Genomic DNA, 20,679 nt, shown 5'->3' with positions numbered 1-20,679 from the left:
CCCCGGTATTGCCGGTAGCTACCGGCATCCGATCATTGTCAGCAAACGGGCAGAGCCCGTTGCGGGAGACACCGATGAGTACAACCGCTCCAACGATCCCGTGGTATCGCCATCTCAACCGGACGCAGTGGCGTGCCTTTTCCGCCGCCTGGCTGGGGTATCTGCTTGATGGATTCGATTTTGTTCTGATCGCGCTGGTATTAACGGAGATTCAGGCGGATTTTGGCCTGACGACCGTCCAGGCCGCCAGCCTGATCTCCGCCGCGTTTATCTCCCGCTGGTTTGGCGGTTTGCTGCTTGGCGCCATGGGCGATCGCTACGGGCGACGGCTGGCGATGATCACCAGTATCGTACTGTTTTCGGTCGGTACTCTGGCCTGTGGTCTGGCGCCGGGCTATACCACCCTGTTTATCGCCCGTCTGGTGATAGGTATGGGGATGGCAGGGGAATATGGTTCCAGCGCCACTTATGTGATTGAAAGCTGGCCCCGCCATTTACGCAATAAAGCCAGCGGCTTTTTGATCTCCGGATTTTCGGTCGGCGCGGTGGTGGCGGCGCTGGTATACAGCCTGGTGGTGCCGGTCTGGGGATGGCGGGCGTTGTTCTTCATCGGCATTCTGCCCATTATCTTTGCCCTGTGGCTGCGCAAGAACATCCCGGAGGCGGAAGACTGGAAAGAGCGGCATGCGGGCAAAGCCCCGGTGCGCACCATGGTTGATATCCTGTATCGCGGCGAGCACCGGCTGGCCAATGTGGTGATGACGCTGACGGCGGGCGTTGCTCTTTGGTTCTGTTTCGCCGGGGAGTTACAGAATGCGGCGATAGTGGCGGTGCTCGGTCTGTTATGTGCTGCGATCTTTATCAGCTTTATGGTACAGAGCGCGGGTCGACGCTGGCCAACCGGCGTGATGTTGATGGTGGTGGTCCTGTTTGCCTTTCTCTACTCCTGGCCTATCCAGGCGCTGTTGCCGACCTGGCTTAAAACCGAGCTGGCCTATGATCCGGGCACTGTTGCGCAGGTCCTGTTCTTTAGCGGCTTTGGCGCGGCGGTCGGCTGTTGCGTTGGCGGCTTTCTGGGGGACTGGCTGGGTACACGGCGGGCCTATGTCTATAGCCTGCTGGCATCGCAACTTCTGATTATTCCGGTCTTTGCGGTGGGGGGAACCAGCGTCTGGGTTCTGGGGCTACTGCTCTTTTTTCAACAGATGCTGGGGCAGGGGATCTCCGGGATCCTGCCTAAGCTTATCGGCGGCTACTTCGATACCGATCAGCGTGCTGCAGGCCTGGGATTTACCTATAACGTCGGGGCGCTGGGTGGCGCGCTGGCGCCAGTGCTGGGCGCCACCATCGCCCGGCAGTTGGATCTGGGCACCGCGCTGGGCTCGCTCTCGTTTAGTCTGACCTTTGTGGTGATTCTGCTGATTGGTCTGGATATGCCTTCCCGGGTACAGCGCTGGCTGCGCCCCGATGCCCTGCGTACCCATGACGCTATTGATGGGCTGCCTCTGAGCGGAGCGCAGCCGGGAAAGCGTCAGCGTAAGCGCGTGAATATTCCGGCCAGACGCTGAGGGAATACCTGGATAACGCTGAAAATGACGCCACCGGAAAGCATGTGCCGTTTTGCTGTATTAGCATGGAGGATCATAACGCAAAGCGGGAGGTGGCGTGACAAAATCGTGGCTAATGGGATGCGCCTGCGCGCTGCTGTTTAGCGCGGCGGTCAGCGCCGGGCCGGGCAGTTTCCCAACCGGAACGACTTATTACGACCCGTTGCGGGCATGGAACGGCTATATTCTGTTTCCCGGCGGCGATCGCAAAACCCATCTGATTGATATGAACGGCAACGAGGTCAAACGCTGGAATAACGAGAGTTTCCCCCCATGGCCGATAGACGGCGCTAAAGGACATCTCCTGGTTCAGCTTGAGCGTCAGGATAAGCCGGAAAAAGCGGCGACGCCGGGCAACGGCATGCTGAACGCGGTAGTAGGCGAGATGGACTGGAATGGCAGGGAAGTCTGGCGCCACGGCAGCCAGCGTAAGCCATTGCATCAGCATCACGATATCCGTCGGCTGGATAATGGCAACACCCTGATTATGGGGGCGGCAAAGCGTCGGCTGCCGGGGTTCGACTATCCGGTAATCGATAACAATATCGAAGAGGTGACGCCAGAGGGCAAAACGGTCTGGCGTTGGTGGGTGGGCGATCATCTGTATCAACTGGGCTTTTCACCGCAGCAGATAACGTTGATCAAACAGAGTCGCGATCCCGACTTTCTGCATTTCAATACTGCGGCGCCGCTGGGGGAAAACCGTTGGTTTGATGCCGGCGATCGCCGCTTTGCGCCTGACAACATTCTGGTCAATTCGCGCAACGGCAATGTCGCGGTCATTATTGATAAGAAGACGAAGCAGGTCGTGTGGCGTATCGGGCCGGATTATCCCCCGCTAAAGCTTGGCGATCCCCTGCCGCGCCCCCTGGATCAGATGGTGGGAGCCCATGATGTGCATATGATCGGCAAAGGGCTGCCCGGCGCCGGTAATCTGTTGATTTTCGATAACCAGGGCCAGGCGGGTTTTCCGCCGCCGCGTCAGGGGGTTTTCTCCGCCTCGCGGGTGATCGAAGTCAATCCGAAAACCCGGCAGATCGTCTGGGAATATTCAGCCCAGCAGTCAGGCAGGGCGGTATGGAGCTTCTACAGCGCCTTTATCAGTAACGCCCAGCGTCTGCCTAACGGCAATACCCTGATTAACGAAGGCCAGAACGGGCGCTTTTTCCAGGTTACGCCGCGCGGCAGGATTGTCTGGGAATATGTCAGTCCGTACTTCGGTAAGCAGATGCCGAAGGATAATTATGTGACCAACTCCGTGTATCGGGCGCGGATGGTAGATTATCGCTGGGCGCCAGCGGGGACGCCACGCTCGGAAACGCCGGTAAAAGCGGATTGCCGGCGGCATCCGGCAGCGCCGGGCTGTGCAGAAAATCAGGAAGGCGTCAGGGAATGAAACAGGCTGCGGGGAAATTCGCGGCCTGTTTGCTGCCATCGTCTTACGATTTCCCATAATGAGAGGGGGCGCAGTCCCCCTTAACCTGATTATTTCTGCCTCTTCGCGCTGGGTGTCATCGATTCAGTGAATCTTTATCGTTTCGTTATATGTCTATCATAATGAGTGATCTTTCCCCCTGTATTTGCCGGTAGTCTCTCCTTTTATACGGCTGGTATGTTTTTTGCCTGTTAGCGCTGTCTCACCACTTTTTCCAGGAGGGCGCAGATGGAGCGAGAAGCCGTTATCTACATCATCATTATTGTTTATATGTTGGTAATGGTCGGCATTGGTTTTTATGCCCGGACCCGAATTACCAATGCGCAGGATTATCATCTGGCTGGTCGACGACTCGGGCCGATTATGCTGGCTGGTACGCTGGCGGCAACGGAAATAGGCGGCGGCAGTTCGGTCGGCGTCGCCGCTAAGGCTTACGGCGCCTGGGGGCTGTCCGCTGGCTGGTACGTGGTAGCTACGGGATTGGGGATCTTTCTGGTCTCTTTTATCGCCCCCTTTATGCGCCGGACTATGGCGACGACGGTGCCAGAGATTATTGGTCGCCGCTACGGTTCGGCCAGCTATCTCATCACCAGTGTGGTTTCTCTGCTGTCTTTGGTGGCGCTGGCCGCGGCGCAAATTACCGCTACAGCTACCATTGTTCATGTTCTGACCGGGATCGATACCCACTACGCCGTGATTAGCTCAGGCGTTATCGTGGTGTTCTATACCTGGCTGGGAGGAATGTGGAGCGTAACGCTGACCGATTTTGTTCAGTTTTTCCTGATTATTTTCGGGTTTGCGGTGGCGGTACCGGTCGCTCTTTCCTCACTGGATGGCGGCTGGCAGTATGTCGTTAATCATGTCCCCGAGGAAAAATTCGATTTTACTCTGCTGGGCTGGAAGACAATTTTTGGCCTGGTCCTCATGTATTTTATGACCTTTTCCACCGGTCAGGAGGCGGTACAACGCTATTATTCCGCCCGTAATGAGAAAGTCGCCGTGGCGGGTTCTCTGCTCTGTAGCCTGTTTATGGCGCTGTACGCTTTTATTCCTGCCGTGCTGGGCCTGATCGCGTTGGCTGTTTTCCCTGATATCGAAGCGAATAATGCCCTGGCGACGCTCTCCGTCTCTTTGTTGCCACCGCTGATTTCTGGTTTGCTACTTTCTGCGGTAATCTCCGCTACGTTGTCGAGCGCCTCTGGTGATTTACTTGGGGCCGCCAGCATCTACACCCACGATCTGCATGAGAAATATTTGTTTTCCGGGCGACCGGTGAATAACCTGGCGCTGAGTCGGATTGTGGTTCTGATTGTTGGTGGCTGCGCCATTCTGCTTTCGCTGTGGAGCGGCGAAATTATTTCTCTGCTCATGTTCGCCTTTACGCTACGGGCGAGTGGTCCCTTTGCGGCCTGGGTATTTGGTTTACTGTGGGAAAAGGCGACGCCTCATGCTGGATTCTGGTCAATTCTGTTGGGCAGTCTTGCAGGGCTGGGTTGGCAGTTGGCGGGTGAACCGTGGGATGTGATGGCGATTGTCGCCGGAGCCCTGGTGAGCGTGGTGACTTTTTTGCTGGTCGCCTGGGTGGAAAAACAACTGGGCGTTGCGCCAGCGCCTTCGGCCTATCCGCCGGAGGATAACCCGTAATACGGCGTTGGATATACAAGCCGCGGTAACCCGCGGCTTGTTCTGTTCCTATCAGACTTCAAGGAAGTTAAGAATGCCGTCTGCCGCTTTACGGCCTTCGGCAATAGCGGTGACCACCAGATCGGAACCGCGAACGATATCGCCGCCAGCGAAGATTTTCGGATTGCTGGTCTGGAACGCGTTATCGCTGCCTTCCGGCGCAATGACGCGGCCCTGGCCGTCCAGCTCGACGCTGTGCTTCTCCAGCCAGTGCATAGGATGCGGACGGAAACCAAAGGCCATCACTACGGCATCGGCGGGCAGCACGTGCTCTGAACCAGCAACGATCTCGGCGCGACGGCGCCCTTTATCATCGGGCTCGCCCATTTCGGTACGTGCCATTTTCACGCCACACACCCGGCCATTGTCGTTGATCTCAACGCCCAGCGGCTGAAGGTTGAACTGAAACTCCACCCCCTCTTCACGGGCGTTCTTCACTTCGCGCTTCGAGCCTGGCATGTTCTCTTCGTCACGACGGTAGGCGCAGGTGACGTGGGTCGCCCCCTGGCGCACCGAGGTACGCACGCAGTCCATCGCCGTATCGCCGCCGCCCAGTACCACCACGCGCTTGCCTTCCATGCTGGTGTAGGGCTGCTGCGGATCTTCAGAGAAGCCCATCAGTTGGCGGGTGTTGGCAATCAGGAACGGCAGGGCCTCGTAAACGCCTGGCGCATCTTCATTTTCCAGGCCGCCGCGCATCGACTGATAGGTGCCCACGCCGAGGAAGACCGCATCATAGTCGGCCAGCAGGCTGTCCAGCTCTACATCCTTGCCTACTTCGGTGTTGAGCTTAAACTCAATGCCCATACCGGAGAAGATTTCGCGGCGGCGGGTCATCACCTCTTTTTCCAGCTTGAAGGCCGGAATGCCGAAGGTCAGCAGACCGCCGATTTCCGGATGGCGGTCAAAGACCACCGCCTTCACGCCGTTGCGGGTCAGGACATCGGCACAGGCCAGTCCGGCCGGTCCGGCACCGATAATCGCCACTCGCTTGCCGGTCTGCTTCACGCCGGTAAGGTCCGGGCGCCAGCCCATCTCAAGGGCTTTATCGTTGATATAGCGCTCGATATTGCCGATGGTCACGGCACCGAACTCGTCATTCAGCGTACAGGCGCCTTCACAAAGCCTGTCCTGCGGGCAGACGCGGCCGCAGACTTCCGGCAGCGTGTTGGTCTGGTGCGAGAGCTCCGCCGCTTCCACAATACGCCCCTCGTTGGCCAGCTTCAGCCAGTTGGGGATGTAGTTATGGACCGGGCACTTCCATTCGCAATAGGGGTTCCCGCAGTCGAGGCAACGGTCTGCCTGGGCGCTGGCCTGATTTTCCAGAAAGGGCTCGTAGATCTCAACAAATTCGATCTTACGGATCTTGAGCGGCTTCTTTGGCGGGTCAACGCGCTGTAAATCGATAAACTGGTATACGTTCTGACTCATAACAACCCCTTACTGCGCCTGCACCCGCAACTCGGCGGCGGTTCGGCTACGGTGACCCAATAATGCTTTAACATCGCTGGACTTCGGCTTCACCAGCGCGAATTTAGAGGCAAATTCCGACCAGTCGGCCAGGATCGCCTCTGCGCGTGACGAGCCGGTGTGCTGCACGTGCTCGGTAATCAGCCCACGCAGGTGCTCTTCGTGAATCGGCAGTTCGTCCACCTGCAGCACCTCCACCAGCTCCGGGTTGACACGCTTACGGAATTCACCGTCGTCATCCAGTACATAGGCAAAGCCGCCGGTCATGCCTGCGCCGAAGTTGACCCCGGTTTTGCCGAGGATGCAGACCACGCCGCCGGTCATGTATTCACAGCCGTTATCGCCGATACCTTCCACCACGGTGAGCGCCCCGGAGTTACGTACTGCAAAACGCTCACCCGCGCGGCCAGCGGCAAACAGCCGTCCGCCGGTGGCGCCGTACAGACAAGTATTACCGATGATGCTGGCTTCATGGCTGTGGAACGAGGAGCCGACCGGCGGACGTACCGCGATCAGTCCGCCAGCCATGCCTTTACCGACGTAGTCGTTGGCATCCCCGGTCAGGAACAGCTCAACGCCGCCCGCGTTCCAGACCCCGAAGCTCTGGCCTGCGGTACCGCTAAAGTGGGCGCGGATCGGATCGCCTGCCAGACCCTGGTCGCCGTGCTGGCTGGCGATATAGCCCGAGAGCGCGGCGCCTACTGAACGATCGGTGTTGCGAATGTCGAACCAGAAGGTTTTGCTCTGTTTCTCATCGACAAAGGGCTGCGCCTGCTTCAGCAACTGGGCGTTCAGCTCGCCGTTATCGAACGACGGGTTGTTCTCGGTGCAGTGGAGCGCTTTGCCTGCCTGGGGCTCGGCGGTCTCCAGCAGCTTAGAGAGATCCAGCTTCTGCTGTTTCGCAGTGAAGCCATCCAGCTCTTTCAGCAGATCGGTGCGGCCAATCAGATCCACCAGACGCTTCACGCCAAGCCACGCCATCAGCTCGCGGGTTTCCCGGGCGATGAAGTCAAAGTAGTTGGTTACCTTGAACGGCAGGCCGTGGTAATGGTTCTTACGCAGCTTTTCGTCCTGGGTTGCTACACCGGTCGCGCAGTTGTTCAGGTGGCAGATACGCAGATATTTACAGCCCAGCGCCACCATAGGTCCGGTACCGAAGCCGAAACTTTCCGCACCCAGGATAGCGGCTTTAATGATGTCGAGCCCGGTTTTCAGACCGCCATCGACCTGAAGGCGGATCTTGTGACGCAGGCCGTTGGCCACCAGCGCCTGCTGCGTTTCGACCAGTCCCAGCTCCCACGGACAACCGGCATATTTTACCGAGGTCAGAGGGCTGGCGCCGGTACCGCCGTCGTAACCGGCAATGGTGATGAGGTCAGCATAGGCTTTGGCCACGCCGGTGGCGATGGTGCCTACGCCAGGTTCGGAGACCAGCTTCACCGAGATCATCGCCTGCGGATTGACCTGCTTAAGGTCAAAGATCAACTGCGCCAGATCCTCGATGGAGTAGATATCATGGTGCGGCGGCGGTGAAATCAGGGTCACGCCGGGGACTGAATAGCGCAGTTTGGCAATATAAGGGGTAACCTTATCGCCGGGCAACTGTCCGCCTTCGCCCGGCTTGGCGCCCTGGGCCACTTTAATCTGAATCACGTCGGCGCTGCTCAGGTAGGCCGGGGTTACGCCAAAGCGTCCCGAAGCAACCTGCTTGATGCGTGATACTTTGTTGGTGCCATAGCGCGCCGGATCTTCGCCGCCTTCGCCAGAGTTAGAGAAGCCGCCGATGCTATTCATCGCTTCGGCCAGTGACTCGTGGGCTTCCGGGCTGAGGGCGCCGATGGACATCGCCGCGGTGTCGAAGCGTTTAAACAGCTCGCTGGCGGGCTCGACCGCGTCTACGGAGATGGCTTCGCCCTGCGGGTTCAGCGCCAGCAGATCGCGCAGCGCCGCGACAGGACGTTCGTTAACCAGCTTCGCGTAGGCCTGATAGTCCCGGTAGTCGCCACTCTGTACCGCTTGTTGCAGGGTACGGACCACATCCGGGTTATAGGCATGGTATTCGCCGCCGTGTACGTATTTCAGCAGCCCGCCCTGGCTCAGCGGCTTACGGGCCAGCCAGGCGCGCTTCGACAGGTTCAGCAGATCCTGCTGGAAGTCGCTAAAGCTGGCGCCGCCGATGCGGGTAACCACGCCGGGGAAACAGAGATCGCACAGATCCTGGTGCAGCCCCACGGCTTCGAACAACTGGGCGCAGCGGTAGGAAGCGATGGTGGAAATCCCCATCTTGGACATGATCTTGTACAGACCTTTATTGATGCCGTTCCGGTAGTTAAGCATCACTTCGCGCCAGGACTTGCTGATGGTGCCGCTGTCTACCATACGGGCCAGGGTTTCATAGGCCAGATACGGGTAGATAGCCGTGGCGCCAAAGCCGAGCAATACCGCGAAGTGGTGCGGATCGCGGGCGCTGGCCGTCTCGACGATGATGTTGGCGTCGCAGCGCAGGTTTTTCTCGATCAGGCGACGCTGAATGGCTCCCACCGCCATCGGCGCCGGAACCGGCAGACGATCTTTGGCGATATTGCGGTCAGAGAGCACCAGTAGCACGGTACCGTTATGCACCATGCGTTCGGCTTCGTCACACAGCGTCTGAATAGTGGTTTCCAGGCCGGTCTGGCTGGCATCGTAAGTGATATCCAGGGTATCGGCGCGATAGTACTCTTCGTCGAAGGTGGTGAGCTGACGGAAGTCAGACCACAGCAGGATCGGCGACTTAAAGCTCAGGCGGTGCGCCTGGCCTTCCGCTTCGCAGAAGACGTTCATCTCACGACCGATATTGGTGGCCAGTGACATCACATGGGCTTCGCGCAGCGGATCGATAGGCGGGTTGGTCACCTGAGCGAACTGCTGACGGAAGTAGTCATAAATAATACGCGGCTGGCTGGAGAGCACGGCGAAGGGAGTATCGTCCCCCATGGATCCGGTCGCCTCCTGGCCATTTTCGCCCAGAACGCGGATCACCGAGTCCAGCTCTTCGCCGCTGTAGTTAAACTGCTTCTGATAGCTCGACAGCAGAGTGTCGTCCATTTCACGCACGCCGACCTGGTCGTCAGACAGCTCTTCGAAGGGCACCAGGCGCTGAACGTACTGGTCCATCCAGGCTTTGTAAGGGTGACGTCCCTTAAGCTCGTCATCGGTTTGCGCCGAGTGCAGGATCTGCCCGCTACGGGTGTCGATCACCATCAGTTCACCAGGGCCGACGCGCCCTTTTTCCACCACTTCATCGGGCTGATAGTCCCAGATCCCCACTTCCGAGGCGCAGGTGATTAGCTTATCTTTGGTGATGACGTAGCGCGCCGGGCGCAGGCCGTTGCGGTCCAGACTACAGGCCGCGAAGCGACCGTCGGACAGAACGATACCCGCCGGGCCGTCCCAGGGCTCCATATGCATGGAGTTAAAGTCGAAGAAGGCGCGCAGTTCAGGATCCATATCCGGGTTGTTCTGCCAGGCCGGCGGTACCAGCAGACGCATGGCGCGGACAATATCCATACCGCCGCTTAACAGCAGCTCCAGCATGTTATCCAGCGAGCTGGAGTCGGATCCGGTTTCGTTAACGAAAGGCGCGGCATCCTGCAGATCGGGAATCAGCGGGGTCTTAAACTTATAGGTGCGAGCCCGGGCCCACTGGCGGTTACCGGTAATAGTATTGATTTCACCGTTGTGCGCCAGATAGCGGAAAGGCTGAGCCAGCGGCCAGCGCGGCACGGTATTAGTGGAGAAGCGCTGGTGAAACAGGCAGATGGAGGATTCCAGGCGCAGATCGGCCAGGTCCAGGTAGAAGCGCGGCAGATCCGCCGGCATACACAGACCTTTATAGATGTTCACCAGATTGGACAGGCTACAGACGTAGAAATCCTGATCCTGAATGCGTTTTTCAATGCGGCGGCGGGCGATGAACAGACGGCGCTCCATATCGCGTGGGCGCCAGCCCGCCGGGGCGTTAACAAAAATTTGCTCAATGCGGGGCAGGGAGGAGAGGGCGATTTCACCGAGTACATCGTCGTTGGTTGGCACGTCGCGCCAGCCGACGATAGACAGGGTTTCCTGGCGCAGCTCCTCTTCAACGATCTCGCGGCAGGCGCGCGCGATGGCGTCGTCCTTGCTTAAGAAAATCATGCCAACCGCGTAATTTTTGGCAAGACGCCAGCCCCGCTCTTCGGCCACCAGGCGGAAAAAACGGTCGGGTTTCTGTAACAGCAGGCCGCAGCCATCGCCGGTTTTACCATCGGCAAGAATGGCGCCGCGGTGCTGCATGCGGGCCAGTGCGTGGATAGCGGTACGCACTACTTTGTGGCTGGGTTCGCCTTCTATGTGGGCGATCAGGCCAAAACCACAGTTATCCTTCTCTAAGGATTTATCGTACAACATATCAGTGAACCTCCCCAGGCTCTGCGAGATTCCCGATACCGTTTGCTTTTGGGCGCAGAAGGGGCTGTGGCGACGAGTTGCGCGTGATTCACGCCTGACCCGAATTCGCCCTCCTTCAGACCTTCGCAGCGGTGGCACAAGTGTTGAGGACTTGCTTAAGAGGGAATCTCAATTACTGCATAAATATGATGGGGAGACCCCCATCGAGAAAGCTTCCAGCGAAATTCCAACTTATCGGGAAAGCGAACACAGGTCAAATGGCAAACTTATTTATCAAAAAAGCGTGTCGGTTGTTGTTATCTTTATGTATTTAAATGATTTTATGGTGTTTCAATCTGCAATCTGACCAATACCCGCGCTGGGCTTTCTGTGATCCCTCTCACTAAATTATCAGCCCTTCAATATCGATGAATGCTGCTGTCAGACTTAATTCCAGATTTTTTCACCAGTTTTCATTGTAAATGCAATCTATATGACTGTTTTAGGGGCCGAATAAATAATTTAACCAGACAGGGGAAAATATAAGGATAAGTTATTGGCTGGGTTGCGGGTAAAGTTGCAGTAATAGTGAATGGATATGCATATGAAGAAATCCCCCCGCAGACGCTTGATCCAGGTCATCGCCAGAGGGTAAGGATAATGGCAGGCTGGCCCCCTTTTTTCACGGGCCGGTCAGACAGATTATGCAGTTACAGGAATTAGTCAATATGTTTGGCGGCGATCTTCGCCGCCGCTACGGCGAAAAGGTTCATAAGCTGGCGCTGCATGGTGGCTTCAACTGTCCTAATCGGGATGGCACCCTGGGGCGCGGGGGCTGCACGTTTTGTAATGTCGCCTCGTTTGCCGATGAGAGTCAGCAGTACCTATCTATCCGCGAGCAACTGGACACGCAGTCTGACAAGCTGGATCGGGCTCGGCGCTGGCTTGCCTATTTTCAGGCTTACACCAGCACCTTTGCGGAAGTGGAAGTGTTAAGAAAAATGTACCAGCAGGCGGTCGCCCGGGCGGAGGTGGTGGGGCTGTGTGTTGGCACGCGACCAGACTGTGTGCCGGAAAGCGTGCTGGATTTGCTGAGCGACTACCGGGAACAGGGCTATGAGGTCTGGTTGGAGCTGGGGCTACAGAGCGCTCACGACAAAACCTTGCACCGTATCAATCGCGGCCATGATTTTGCCTGTTATCAGGAGACGACCCGACGCGCCAGAGCGCGCGGTATGAAGGTGTGCTGCCATCTGATTGTCGGGCTACCCGGCGAGGGCCAACAGGCCTGTCTGCAAACGCTCGAAAAGGTGGCGGAGACTGGCGTCGACGGGATTAAACTGCATCCATTACATATCGTTGAAGGCAGTATTATGGCGAAGGCCTGGCGGGCCGGTCGATTAACGCCTCCCGAACTCACAGAATATGGCGCCATCGCCGGGGAGATGATTCGCCATACCCCACCGGAGATTGTCTGGCATCGGGTTTCGGCCAGCGCTCGCCGCCCCACGCTGCTGGCGCCGCTATGGTGTGAAAATCGCTGGTCCGGCATGCTGGAGGTCGATCGCTGGCTACGGGCCCACGGCCCACAGGGATCGGCGCTGGGGCGTCCCTGGCGCTCTCCGGAGTAACGGGACGTTAACCTGCTGTCAATATTGCGCTATTTTTCCGGTATGATTGAGATTCAAACGCAGCTAAGGAATCCCTGATGAAGCAAATCCGGAAACTGGCGCAGTATTATGTCGACCTGATGATGAAGCTGGGCCTGGTCCGCTTCTCCCTGCTGTTGGCCCTGGCGCTGGTGGTGCTGGCGATGGTAGTGCAAATGGCGGTCACCATGCTGCTGCGCGGCCAGGTAGAGAGCATTGACGTTATCCGCTCGATCTTTTTCGGTCTGCTGATCACCCCCTGGGCAGTCTATTTCCTGTCGGTGGTGGTTGAGCAACTGGAAGAGTCGCGACAGCGGCTCAGTCGGCTGGTGGAAAAGCTGGAGGAGATGCGCGAGCGCGATCTGATGCTTAACGTCCAGCTTAAGGACAATATCACCCAGCTGAATCAGGAGATTGCCGAGCGCGAAAAGGCGGAAGCCGAACGTCATACCATGCTGGAAAAGCTAAAGGTCGAAATGAAGGAGCGCGAAGAGACCCAGATTCGCCTTGAGCAGCAATCCTCTTTCCTGCGTTCTTTCCTTGATGCTTCCCCGGATCTGGTGTTCTATCGCAATGAAGACAAAGAGTTTTCCGGCTGCAACCGGGCCATGGAGCTGCTGACCGGCAAAAGCGAGAAGCAGCTTATCGGCCAGAAACCTCACGAGGTGTACAACGATGAAGCCGCAGCCAAAGTTATCGAAACCGATGAGAAGGTATTTCGTCACAATGTCTCCCTGACCTATGAGCAGTGGCTGGACTACCCGGACGGGCGCAAGGCCTGCTTCGAGATCCGTAAGGTGCCCTATTACGATCGGGTCGGTAAGCGCCATGGCCTGATGGGGTTTGGCCGCGATATCACCGAGCGTAAGCGCTATCAGGAAGCGCTGGAACGCGCCAGCCGTGACAAGACCACCTTTATCTCCACCATCAGCCACGAATTGCGTACCCCGCTGAATGGCATTGTCGGCTTAAGCCGCATACTGCTGGACACCGAACTGACGCCGGAGCAGGAGAAATACCTGAAGACTATCCATGTCTCCGCCGTGACGCTGGGCAATATCTTCAACGATATTATCGATATGGATAAGATCGAGCGTCGCAAGGTACAGCTTGATAACCAGCCGGTGGATTTCACCAGCTTCCTGGGCGAGCTGGAGAACCTTTCGGCGCTGCAGGCCCAGCAGAAGGGGTTGCGCTTCGTAATGGAGCCGACGCTGCCGCTGCCTCATCAGGTGATTACCGATGGCACTCGTCTGCGTCAGATCCTGTGGAATCTTATCAGCAATGCGGTGAAATTTACCCGTGAGGGACGGGTAACGGTACGGATTCGCTACGACGAGGGCGATATGCTGCGCTTTGAAGTTGAGGATTCCGGTATCGGTATTCCTCAGGAAGAGCAGGATAAAATCTTCGCCATGTACTACCAGGTGAAGGACAGCCAGGGCGGAAAACCCGCCACCGGTACCGGTATCGGCCTGGCGGTCTCGCGACGGCTGGCGAAAAGCATGGGCGGCGATATTACCGTTAGCAGCCAGCCGGGTCAGGGCTCGACCTTTGTGCTGACCATTCAGGCGCCTCAGGTAGCGGAAGAGGTGGAAGACGCGCTGGAGCAGGACGATATGCCGCTGCCTGCATTGCATGTGCTGCTGGTGGAAGATATTGAGCTGAACGTGATTGTTGCCCGCTCGGTACTGGAAAAAATGGGCAACAGCGTTGAGGTTGCCATGACCGGTAACGAAGCGTTGACCCTGTTCCAGCCCGATGAGTTCGATCTGGTACTGCTGGATATTCAGCTGCCGGATATGAGCGGGCTGGATATCTCCAGAGAACTGCATCGACGCTATCGTGCTGACCAGCTACCGCCTCTGGTGGCGCTGACGGCTAACGTGCTGAAGGATAAAAAAGAGTATCAGGATGCCGGGATGGACGATGTACTTAGCAAACCGCTGGCGGTACCGGCGCTGACCGCCATGATTAAGAAATTCTGGGATGGCTGCGTACCTCAGGGCGAAAACGGGAAGGAGGCGCAAAGCGGCGTGAGTGATAAAGATAAGCATCAGACTCTGTTTGACCTGCCGATGCTGGAGCAGTACCTGGAGCTGGTGGGAGAGAAGGTAATTCTGGACGGGCTGGATATGTTTGAAAAGATGATGCCCGGTTACCTGAGCGTTCTGGAATCTAACCTGACGGCCCGCGACCAGAAGGGGATTGTCGAAGAGGGGCATAAAATTAAAGGCGCCGCCGGTTCGGTAGGGCTGCGCCACCTGCAGCAACTGGGCCAGCAGATCCAGTCGCCGGAGCTCCCCGCCTGGTGGGATAACGTCGGCGACTGGGTTGAAGAGCTTAAGCAGGAGTGGCGCCAGGACGTTGAGGCTCTACGCTTCTGGGTAGCGGAGACCAGAAAAAAATGACCCCGGCCAGGCCGGGGTGCGCGAAGTCTGCGCCAACACCAGGGAAAACGAGGCGCCGCTGGCTATTAGTTTGATTCATGGATAGCGACGCCGGGAGAGTAGTGCTGCACAGGCAATAAGATAGCAAACCTTAATGGTTTTGTTACCTGAATCAGTAAAATATGTGAAGTATAGCGTCCTAATCAAAAAATTTTATTGCCATTTTCCGATTAAGAAAAAGGACTAATGATATGAAAAAAATTGGCGTAATTCTTTGTGGCTGTGGCGTTTATGACGGCTCGGAGATCCACGAGGCGGTGATAACGCTGTTGGCGATAGCCCGTGCGGGCGCACAGGCGGTTTGTTTTGCCCCCGATAAAACTCAAGCAGACGTTATCAATCATCTGACCGGCGAGCCGATGGCGGAAAGCCGCAATGTCCTGATTGAAGCGGCGCGCATCGTTCGCGGCGAAATCCGCCCTTTGAACGAAGCCCGGGCCCAGGATCTGGATGCGCTGATTGTCCCTGGTGGCTTCGGCGCCGCAAAAAATCTCAGTAATTTTGCCAGTGAAGGAAGCAATTGTACCCTCGATCCTGAACTGCTACGTATTGCCCGCGACTGTCACCAGGCCGGGAAACCGCTGGGTTTTATTTGTATCGCTCCGGCGCTGTTACCGAAAATTATTCCGGCGCCGCTGCGCCTGACTATTGGTACCGATGCCGATACCGCCGAAGCGATTGAGGCTATGGGGGGCGAGCACGTGCCCTGTCCGGTAGAAGATATTGTGGTCGATGAAGAACAGAAGGTGGTGACCACACCGGCTTATATGCTGGCCAGCCGTATTGATGAGGCTGCAGACGGTATTGAGAAACTGGTCGCGAGGGTTCTGCTCCTGTGCCAGTAAAGAAGCGACGCGGCGGGCCGCTTGCCCGATTAAAACGCTGGCTGTTGGGGGCGATCGTGGTGGTGGTCGCATTCTGGGCGGGCGGTATTGCGCTGTTTGGCGTGCTTCCGGTTCCCTTTTCCGCTGTGATGGCGGAACGTCAGCTTAGCGCCTGGTTTTCCGGCGATTTCAGCTACGTTGCTCACTCCGACTGGGTGGGGATGGATGAAATATCCCCCTGGATGGCGCTGTCGGTGATTGCGGCAGAAGATCAGACATTCCCTGAACACTGGGGATTCGATGTGGGATCGATTCAGAAGGCGCTGGAAGAGAGCGGGGGACGGCCGCGCGGCGCTTCAACCCTTTCGCAGCAGACAGCCAAGAACCTGTTTCTGTGGGATGGTCGTAGCTGGGTGCGTAAGGGGCTGGAGGCTGGCCTGACGGCCGGGATTGAGCTGGCCTGGACCAAGCGTCGGATTTTGACGGTCTACCTGAATATTGCGGAGTTCGGCCCGGGCATTTTCGGCGTTGAGGCGGCTTCGCGTCACTTTTTCAACAAGCCCGCCAGCCGTTTGACGTTTTCAGAGGCGGCGCTGCTGGCCGCGGTTCTGCCGAATCCGATTCGCTATCGCGCTGATGCGCCAACCGGCTATGTTCTGTCTCGTCAGCAGTGGATTATGCGACAGATGCGTCAGTTAGGCGGGGAAGGATTCCTGAAACAACACCGGCTGCATTAAGCAGCCGGAGATGATTAACCTGCGCCGTGGCTGGGTGTAAAGCGGGGAGGAACCCGCTGGGGCAGTGGCGCCTGATCGAGCCCCTCAAACAGCGGGTGGGCCATAAAGCGCTGCCACTGGCGTGCCTGTTTGCGGTGGCAGAACCAGCGTGACCATGTTGCCAGCGGCAGTAAGGAGGCTTCCCCGATATTATCCACCACCACCGGCATGACCTCTGTGGGGCTAAGGCGGCGGCACAGAATGTTCTGCGGCTTCAGGTTCATGGTGACGATGCGGTGCTCGGCGAGCCAGCGCTTCAACTGGAGCAGCGTCTGGCGCAGCAGTCTCAGATCGCCGTTCTCCCTGCACTGGCGGGCAAATTCGTCCAGAGAGACAGAGGTATGACCGTCGTAATCTTTGATGATGTCGTAGATGTAGCCGGTGCCGAGATCGGTTTCAATGGTACCGTGATAGGCTGGCAGACCTGACCAGTCTTTCAGACGACGCCCCAAATGAGCATAATATCCCAACTCGCGCAGCAACTCTTTATCGCCGCCGCTCTCCTGGTTGTAGACAATCTTGATGCAGCGGTCAGGGTTGCCAGGATGCAGATAGCATTTACGATGACGGCCCGTCCCTAAAGGGGCTACATCAGAGAGTCGAACTACGCTGTCAGCCATGGAAACCTTCCCGTTTCGAATTTAGTAACACGGTTGATAGTATGAACGTTGAACTTAAATAAAGACTCAACGGCAGTGGTTTTCTTAATAAAACCTTAAGCCGAAGTTAGGATTAATCTGATGATAGAAGCAGGGGCACAAACAGCAAAGCCAACATCAGGTTGGCTTGATCTGAATCAGGTTTATTCGCAAGAGATGTGAAAGTCGGGGAAGGGGTTACTCTTCGTCAAAACCGGCGTTAAACAGCGCGATAACGGCACTTAACGCCTCCTGCTCCTGGGGGCCGCTGGCTTCGATTTCGATGTGGCCTCCCTGAGCGGAGTCCAGCATCAACAGGGCGATAACGCTGCTGGCTTCCGCCTCGATGCCGCCCTCGTTACGCAGCAGAACTTCGGCATCAAAGCTCTGTACCAGTTCGAATAGCTTCATCGCCGGCCGGGCGTGCATGCCCAGTCGGTTAGTGATTTCAACGGTTTGTCTGACGGTCATGTTTTACGCTTTTCCAGGGTTCGGTGGCGCGACTGCACATTCTTGCCGCGGGAGCGGAAATAGTCCGCCAGCTGTTCGGCAACGTAGACCGAACGGTGCTTACCCCCGGTACAACCGATGGCGACAGTCAGATAGCTACGATTGTTGGTCTCCAGCATAGGGAGCCAGAGCTCAAGGTAGCTGCGGGTCTGATAGATAAAGTTGTGCACCTCGGTGTGCCGGTCCAGGAAGGCGGCAACAGGCTTGTCCAGACCGGTCATCGGGCGCAGTTTGGGATCCCAGTGCGGGTTCGGCAGGAAGCGCACGTCGAAGACGTAATCGGCGTCGATGGGAATACCGTGCTTAAAGCCGAAGGATTCGAAGACCATGGTCAGCTCGCGTTCCCGCTTGCCCAGCAGCCGGGTACGGAGCATCTCCGCCAGTTCGTGTACCGACATTTCCGAGGTATCGATAATGAGGTCGGCCCGGGAACGCAGCGGCTCCAGTAGGTCGCTTTCACGGTCGATAGCGCTTTCCAGCGACAGGTTTTTGCTGGATAGCGGATGCAGGCGTCGGGTATCGCTGTAGCGGCGAATCAGGGTATTGCGATCGGCATCCAGGAACAGCAACTGCGGCGAAAAGGCTTTAGGCAGACTGTCCATTGCCCGTTCAAAGATTTCCGGCGATTCCGGCATATTACGGACGTCGATACTGACCGCCGCCGAAATACCGCGCTCAGCCAGCGTATTCGCCAGTTCCGGCAGTAGCACGACCGGCAGGTTATCGACGCAGTAAAAGCCCATGTCTTCCAGCGCGCGCAGTGCCACGGACTTCCCTGAACCTGAACGGCCGCTGACAATCATCAGCACCATGTGCAGTCTCTCCCCCCATTAATCGACCGCGTTGCTACGCGGCCGTGATTCCTGCCGGAATGTTTATTATTCAACATCCAGGTTTTCTTCAGTGATGATCTGATAAAGCTCTTCATCGCTTTGCGCCGCTCGCAGCCGACGGCAGATAGTTTTGTCCGCCAGCCGTTTAGCTACCAGAGACAGCGTATGCAGATGCGTTTTGGTCTGGTCCGCCGGCACCAGCAGCGCGAACAGCAAATCCACCGGCTGATTATCGATAGCATCGAAGGCGATGGGGGTCTCCAGCTTAATAAAGACGCCCACGGCGCGTTCGGTATCCTCTTCCAGCTTACCGTGGGGGATGGCGATACCGTTACCGATACCGGTACTCCCCATTTTCTCCCGGGTCAGTACAGCCTCAAACACGAGCTGGGGAGCCAACCCCAACTGTTTGGCAGCCAGCTCGCTGACTACCTCCAGCGCCCGCTTTTTACTCTGGCACGGGACGCCGCTTCGGGTACACTCCTGGTTAAGGACATTGCTCAGTTGCAGCGCTAAATCATTGTTCATCATAATTTCACCTAAGCCTTCTGCGGGAACGGCCCGCCGCAATGGCGAGCCGCACGGGTCACAGAAACGCCCGGACAATTAGTGTTGTTTCAGTTTATCTTTATGTTTGGTTAACTGCCGCGCCAGCTTGTCGATCAGGCCATCAATGGCCGCGTACATATCCTGAGCTTCCGCGCTGGCGTGCAGCTCTCCGCCGTTGACGTGCAGCGTCGCTTCCGCGACGTGGGAAACCTTTTCCACTTTCAACACAATATAGACCTGATTGATCCTATCAAAATACTGCTCCAGCTTGGCGAATTTTGGATTGATAAAATCGCGCAATGCATCGGTGATTTCGACGTTTTGTCCAGTGATGTTGAGCTGCATAGTGTCTTCCTTATCTGTTGAGTCAGACCAGTTGTTTACGCTGGTTAGACGGAGGAATCGATAAAGACTCTCGGTACTTCGCAACGGTTCGGCGCGCCACCATAATCCCCTGGTCGGAGAGCATGGCGGTGAGCTTACTGTCGCTCAGTGGCTTGGCGGGATTCTCCGCAGCGATTAATTTCTTCACCAACGCCCGGATAGCCGTAGAGGAGGCTTCGCCGCCGCCTTCGGTGCTCACGTGGCTGGAGAAGAAATACTTGAGCTCAAAAATACCTCCTGGACTCTGGAGGTATTTTTGAGTGGTGACGCGTGAGATGGTGGATTCGTGCATATCAACGGCCTGGGCGATATCGGCCAGCACCATGGGTTTCATATGCTCTTCACCATGTTCGAAAAAGGCCTGCTGCTGTTCCACAATACAGCGGCTGACGCGTAGCAGGGTGTCGTTACGGCTCTCCAGACTCTTAATCAGCCACTTCGCTTCCTGCAGATTACTGCGGATAAACTGGCTGTCGCTGTCGTTACGGGCGCTGGTCCCCATTGCCGCATATTGCTGATTAATCTTCAGGCGCGGAATACTGTCGCCGTTAAGTTCCACAACCCAGCGTCCCTGGTGCTTACGGACCAGCACGTCAGGGATAACGTATTCCGGCTCGCTGGTCTGAATCGACTGGCCTGGGCGTGGATCGAGGGACTGAATTAGCCCGACGGATTCTTTCAGCACCTCCTCTTTAAGGCGCGTAACGCGCATCAGCGAGCGAAAATCATGATTGGCCAGCAGATCGAGATGATCGTTGACGATCTGATGCGCCTCATTCAGGCGCGGGGTTTCGGGCGCGAACTGAGAAAGCTGGATCAACAGACATTCCCGCAAATCGCGGGCAGCCACGCCAACCGGATCGAAGCGCTGAATGCGTTTGAGTACCGCCTCGACCTCTTCCTGGGTCACCTCTTCATCGCCCATGCCGTCCAGAATGTCCTGGACTGTGATGGTGAGGTAGCCGGTGTCGTCGACGGCGTCGACAATAGAGGTCGCGATGGCGATATCGGTGTCGGAGAAAGGAGTTAGCTCAACCTGCCACATCAGGTAGTCCTGAAGGGACTGGGTGGTTTCGCCCTGGTAGATGGGCAGTTCGTCGTCGACATAGTCAGTGCCGGTACCGGAGGGGGTGCCTGCGGTATAGATCTCGTCCCAGCTGGCATCAAGCGGCAGCTCTTCGGGCATGGAGTCTTGTTCCAGCGCATCCCGGCTGTCGAGCGTTTCGCTGTCGCTGCTTTCGGTGGTCGCGACTTCGTCAAGGGGGTCGCTCTGTTCAAGCAGGGGATTGCTTTCCAGCGCCTGGTTAAGCTCCTGCTGGAGTTCCAGCGTGGAGAGCTGCAGCAGGCGGATGGCCTGTTGCAGCTGGGGCGTCATGGCAAGCTGTTGGCTCAGCTTTAATTGCAAACCTTGCTTCATGTTCAGAACAAGCTACCTCAGGTCAATGTTTCGATGAAACCGCGCAC

15 protein-coding genes are annotated in these 20,679 nt (G+C 57.1%); 7 read left to right on the top strand and 8 right to left on the bottom strand.

Features of this window, described 5'->3' with window-relative positions:
• Window positions 1-74 precede the first annotated feature (74 nt).
• The 3 genes from SCU88_RS22415 (at window position 75) to SCU88_RS22405 (ending at window position 4,686) form a co-directional block, all read left to right on the top strand.
• On the top strand, window positions 75-1,568 hold the full coding sequence (locus tag SCU88_RS22415; RefSeq protein WP_138094287.1) for an MFS transporter: 1,494 nt from the start codon (window positions 75-77) through the stop codon (window positions 1,566-1,568).
• A gap of 97 nt (window positions 1,569-1,665) precedes the next feature.
• Window positions 1,666-3,003 (top strand): aryl-sulfate sulfotransferase, encoded by a 1,338-nt coding sequence (locus SCU88_RS22410; protein ID WP_431810062.1) that lies wholly within the window; start codon window positions 1,666-1,668, stop codon window positions 3,001-3,003.
• Between the two features lie 267 nt (window positions 3,004-3,270).
• Complete coding sequence (locus SCU88_RS22405) at window positions 3,271-4,686, top strand: sodium:solute symporter family transporter (RefSeq protein WP_175340839.1); 1,416 nt, start codon at window positions 3,271-3,273, stop codon at window positions 4,684-4,686.
• A gap of 51 nt (window positions 4,687-4,737) precedes the next feature.
• Here SCU88_RS22405 and SCU88_RS22400 read toward each other — a convergent pair whose 3' ends face one another.
• A complete protein-coding gene (locus SCU88_RS22400) occupies window positions 4,738-6,156 on the bottom strand; it encodes an FAD-dependent oxidoreductase (protein WP_175340838.1) in 1,419 nt (472 codons plus the stop codon).
• Between the two features lie 9 nt (window positions 6,157-6,165).
• Entirely contained in the window at window positions 6,166-10,623 is a 4,458-nt protein-coding gene (gene gltB, locus SCU88_RS22395) for a glutamate synthase large subunit (protein WP_175340837.1), read from the bottom strand.
• 683 nt (window positions 10,624-11,306) lie between these two features.
• On the opposite strand from gltB, the gene SCU88_RS22390 reads away from it, so the two are divergent.
• From SCU88_RS22390 to mtgA, 4 genes are all read left to right on the top strand, one after another.
• A complete protein-coding gene (locus SCU88_RS22390) occupies window positions 11,307-12,233 on the top strand; it encodes a TIGR01212 family radical SAM protein (RefSeq protein WP_175340836.1) in 927 nt (308 codons plus the stop codon).
• Between the two features lie 77 nt (window positions 12,234-12,310).
• Window positions 12,311-14,662, top strand: coding sequence for an aerobic respiration two-component sensor histidine kinase ArcB (gene arcB / locus SCU88_RS22385; protein ID WP_175340835.1), 2,352 nt, complete (start codon window positions 12,311-12,313; stop codon window positions 14,660-14,662).
• 230 nt (window positions 14,663-14,892) lie between these two features.
• The gene (elbB, locus tag SCU88_RS22380) at window positions 14,893-15,546 is read left to right on the top strand and encodes an isoprenoid biosynthesis glyoxalase ElbB (protein WP_138094275.1); all 654 of its coding nucleotides are present in this window, start codon (window positions 14,893-14,895) and stop codon (window positions 15,544-15,546) included.
• Window positions 15,537-16,262 (top strand): monofunctional biosynthetic peptidoglycan transglycosylase, encoded by a 726-nt coding sequence (mtgA, locus tag SCU88_RS22375; RefSeq protein WP_175340834.1) that lies wholly within the window; start codon window positions 15,537-15,539, stop codon window positions 16,260-16,262. The genes elbB and mtgA overlap by 10 nt, the downstream gene beginning before the upstream one ends.
• Before the next feature lie 14 nt (window positions 16,263-16,276).
• On the opposite strand, the gene yrbL is transcribed toward mtgA, so the two are convergent.
• The 6 genes from yrbL to rpoN form a co-directional block, all read right to left on the bottom strand.
• Window positions 16,277-16,921: a PhoP regulatory network protein YrbL gene (gene yrbL, locus SCU88_RS22370; RefSeq protein WP_175340833.1), complete on the bottom strand. Its 645-nt coding sequence runs from the start codon at window positions 16,919-16,921 to the stop codon at window positions 16,277-16,279.
• 216 nt (window positions 16,922-17,137) lie between these two features.
• Complete coding sequence (gene npr / locus SCU88_RS22365) at window positions 17,138-17,410, bottom strand: PTS phosphocarrier protein NPr (protein ID WP_138094269.1); 273 nt, start codon at window positions 17,408-17,410, stop codon at window positions 17,138-17,140.
• Window positions 17,407-18,261: an RNase adapter RapZ gene (gene rapZ, locus SCU88_RS22360; RefSeq protein WP_138094267.1), complete on the bottom strand. Its 855-nt coding sequence runs from the start codon at window positions 18,259-18,261 to the stop codon at window positions 17,407-17,409. Before rapZ ends, npr begins: the two co-directional genes overlap by 4 nt.
• A 66-nt stretch (window positions 18,262-18,327) precedes the next feature.
• Complete coding sequence (ptsN, locus tag SCU88_RS22355; RefSeq protein WP_138094265.1) at window positions 18,328-18,813, bottom strand: PTS IIA-like nitrogen regulatory protein PtsN; 486 nt, start codon at window positions 18,811-18,813, stop codon at window positions 18,328-18,330.
• 75 nt (window positions 18,814-18,888) lie between these two features.
• A complete protein-coding gene (gene hpf / locus SCU88_RS22350; RefSeq protein WP_138094262.1) occupies window positions 18,889-19,176 on the bottom strand; it encodes a ribosome hibernation promoting factor in 288 nt (95 codons plus the stop codon).
• Window positions 19,177-19,198: 22 nt separating this feature from the next.
• Window positions 19,199-20,632: an RNA polymerase factor sigma-54 gene (gene rpoN / locus SCU88_RS22345; RefSeq protein ID WP_138094260.1), complete on the bottom strand. Its 1,434-nt coding sequence runs from the start codon at window positions 20,630-20,632 to the stop codon at window positions 19,199-19,201.
• Window positions 20,633-20,679: the final 47 nt, after the last annotated feature.

Source organism: Jejuibacter sp. L23 (assembly GCF_050815825.1).
GTDB classification, from domain to species: Bacteria; Pseudomonadota; Gammaproteobacteria; order Enterobacterales; family Enterobacteriaceae; genus Jejubacter; species Jejubacter calystegiae.
Note: the sequence above shows the minus strand (reverse complement) of the source record. Positions and strands in the feature narration are given on the sequence as shown.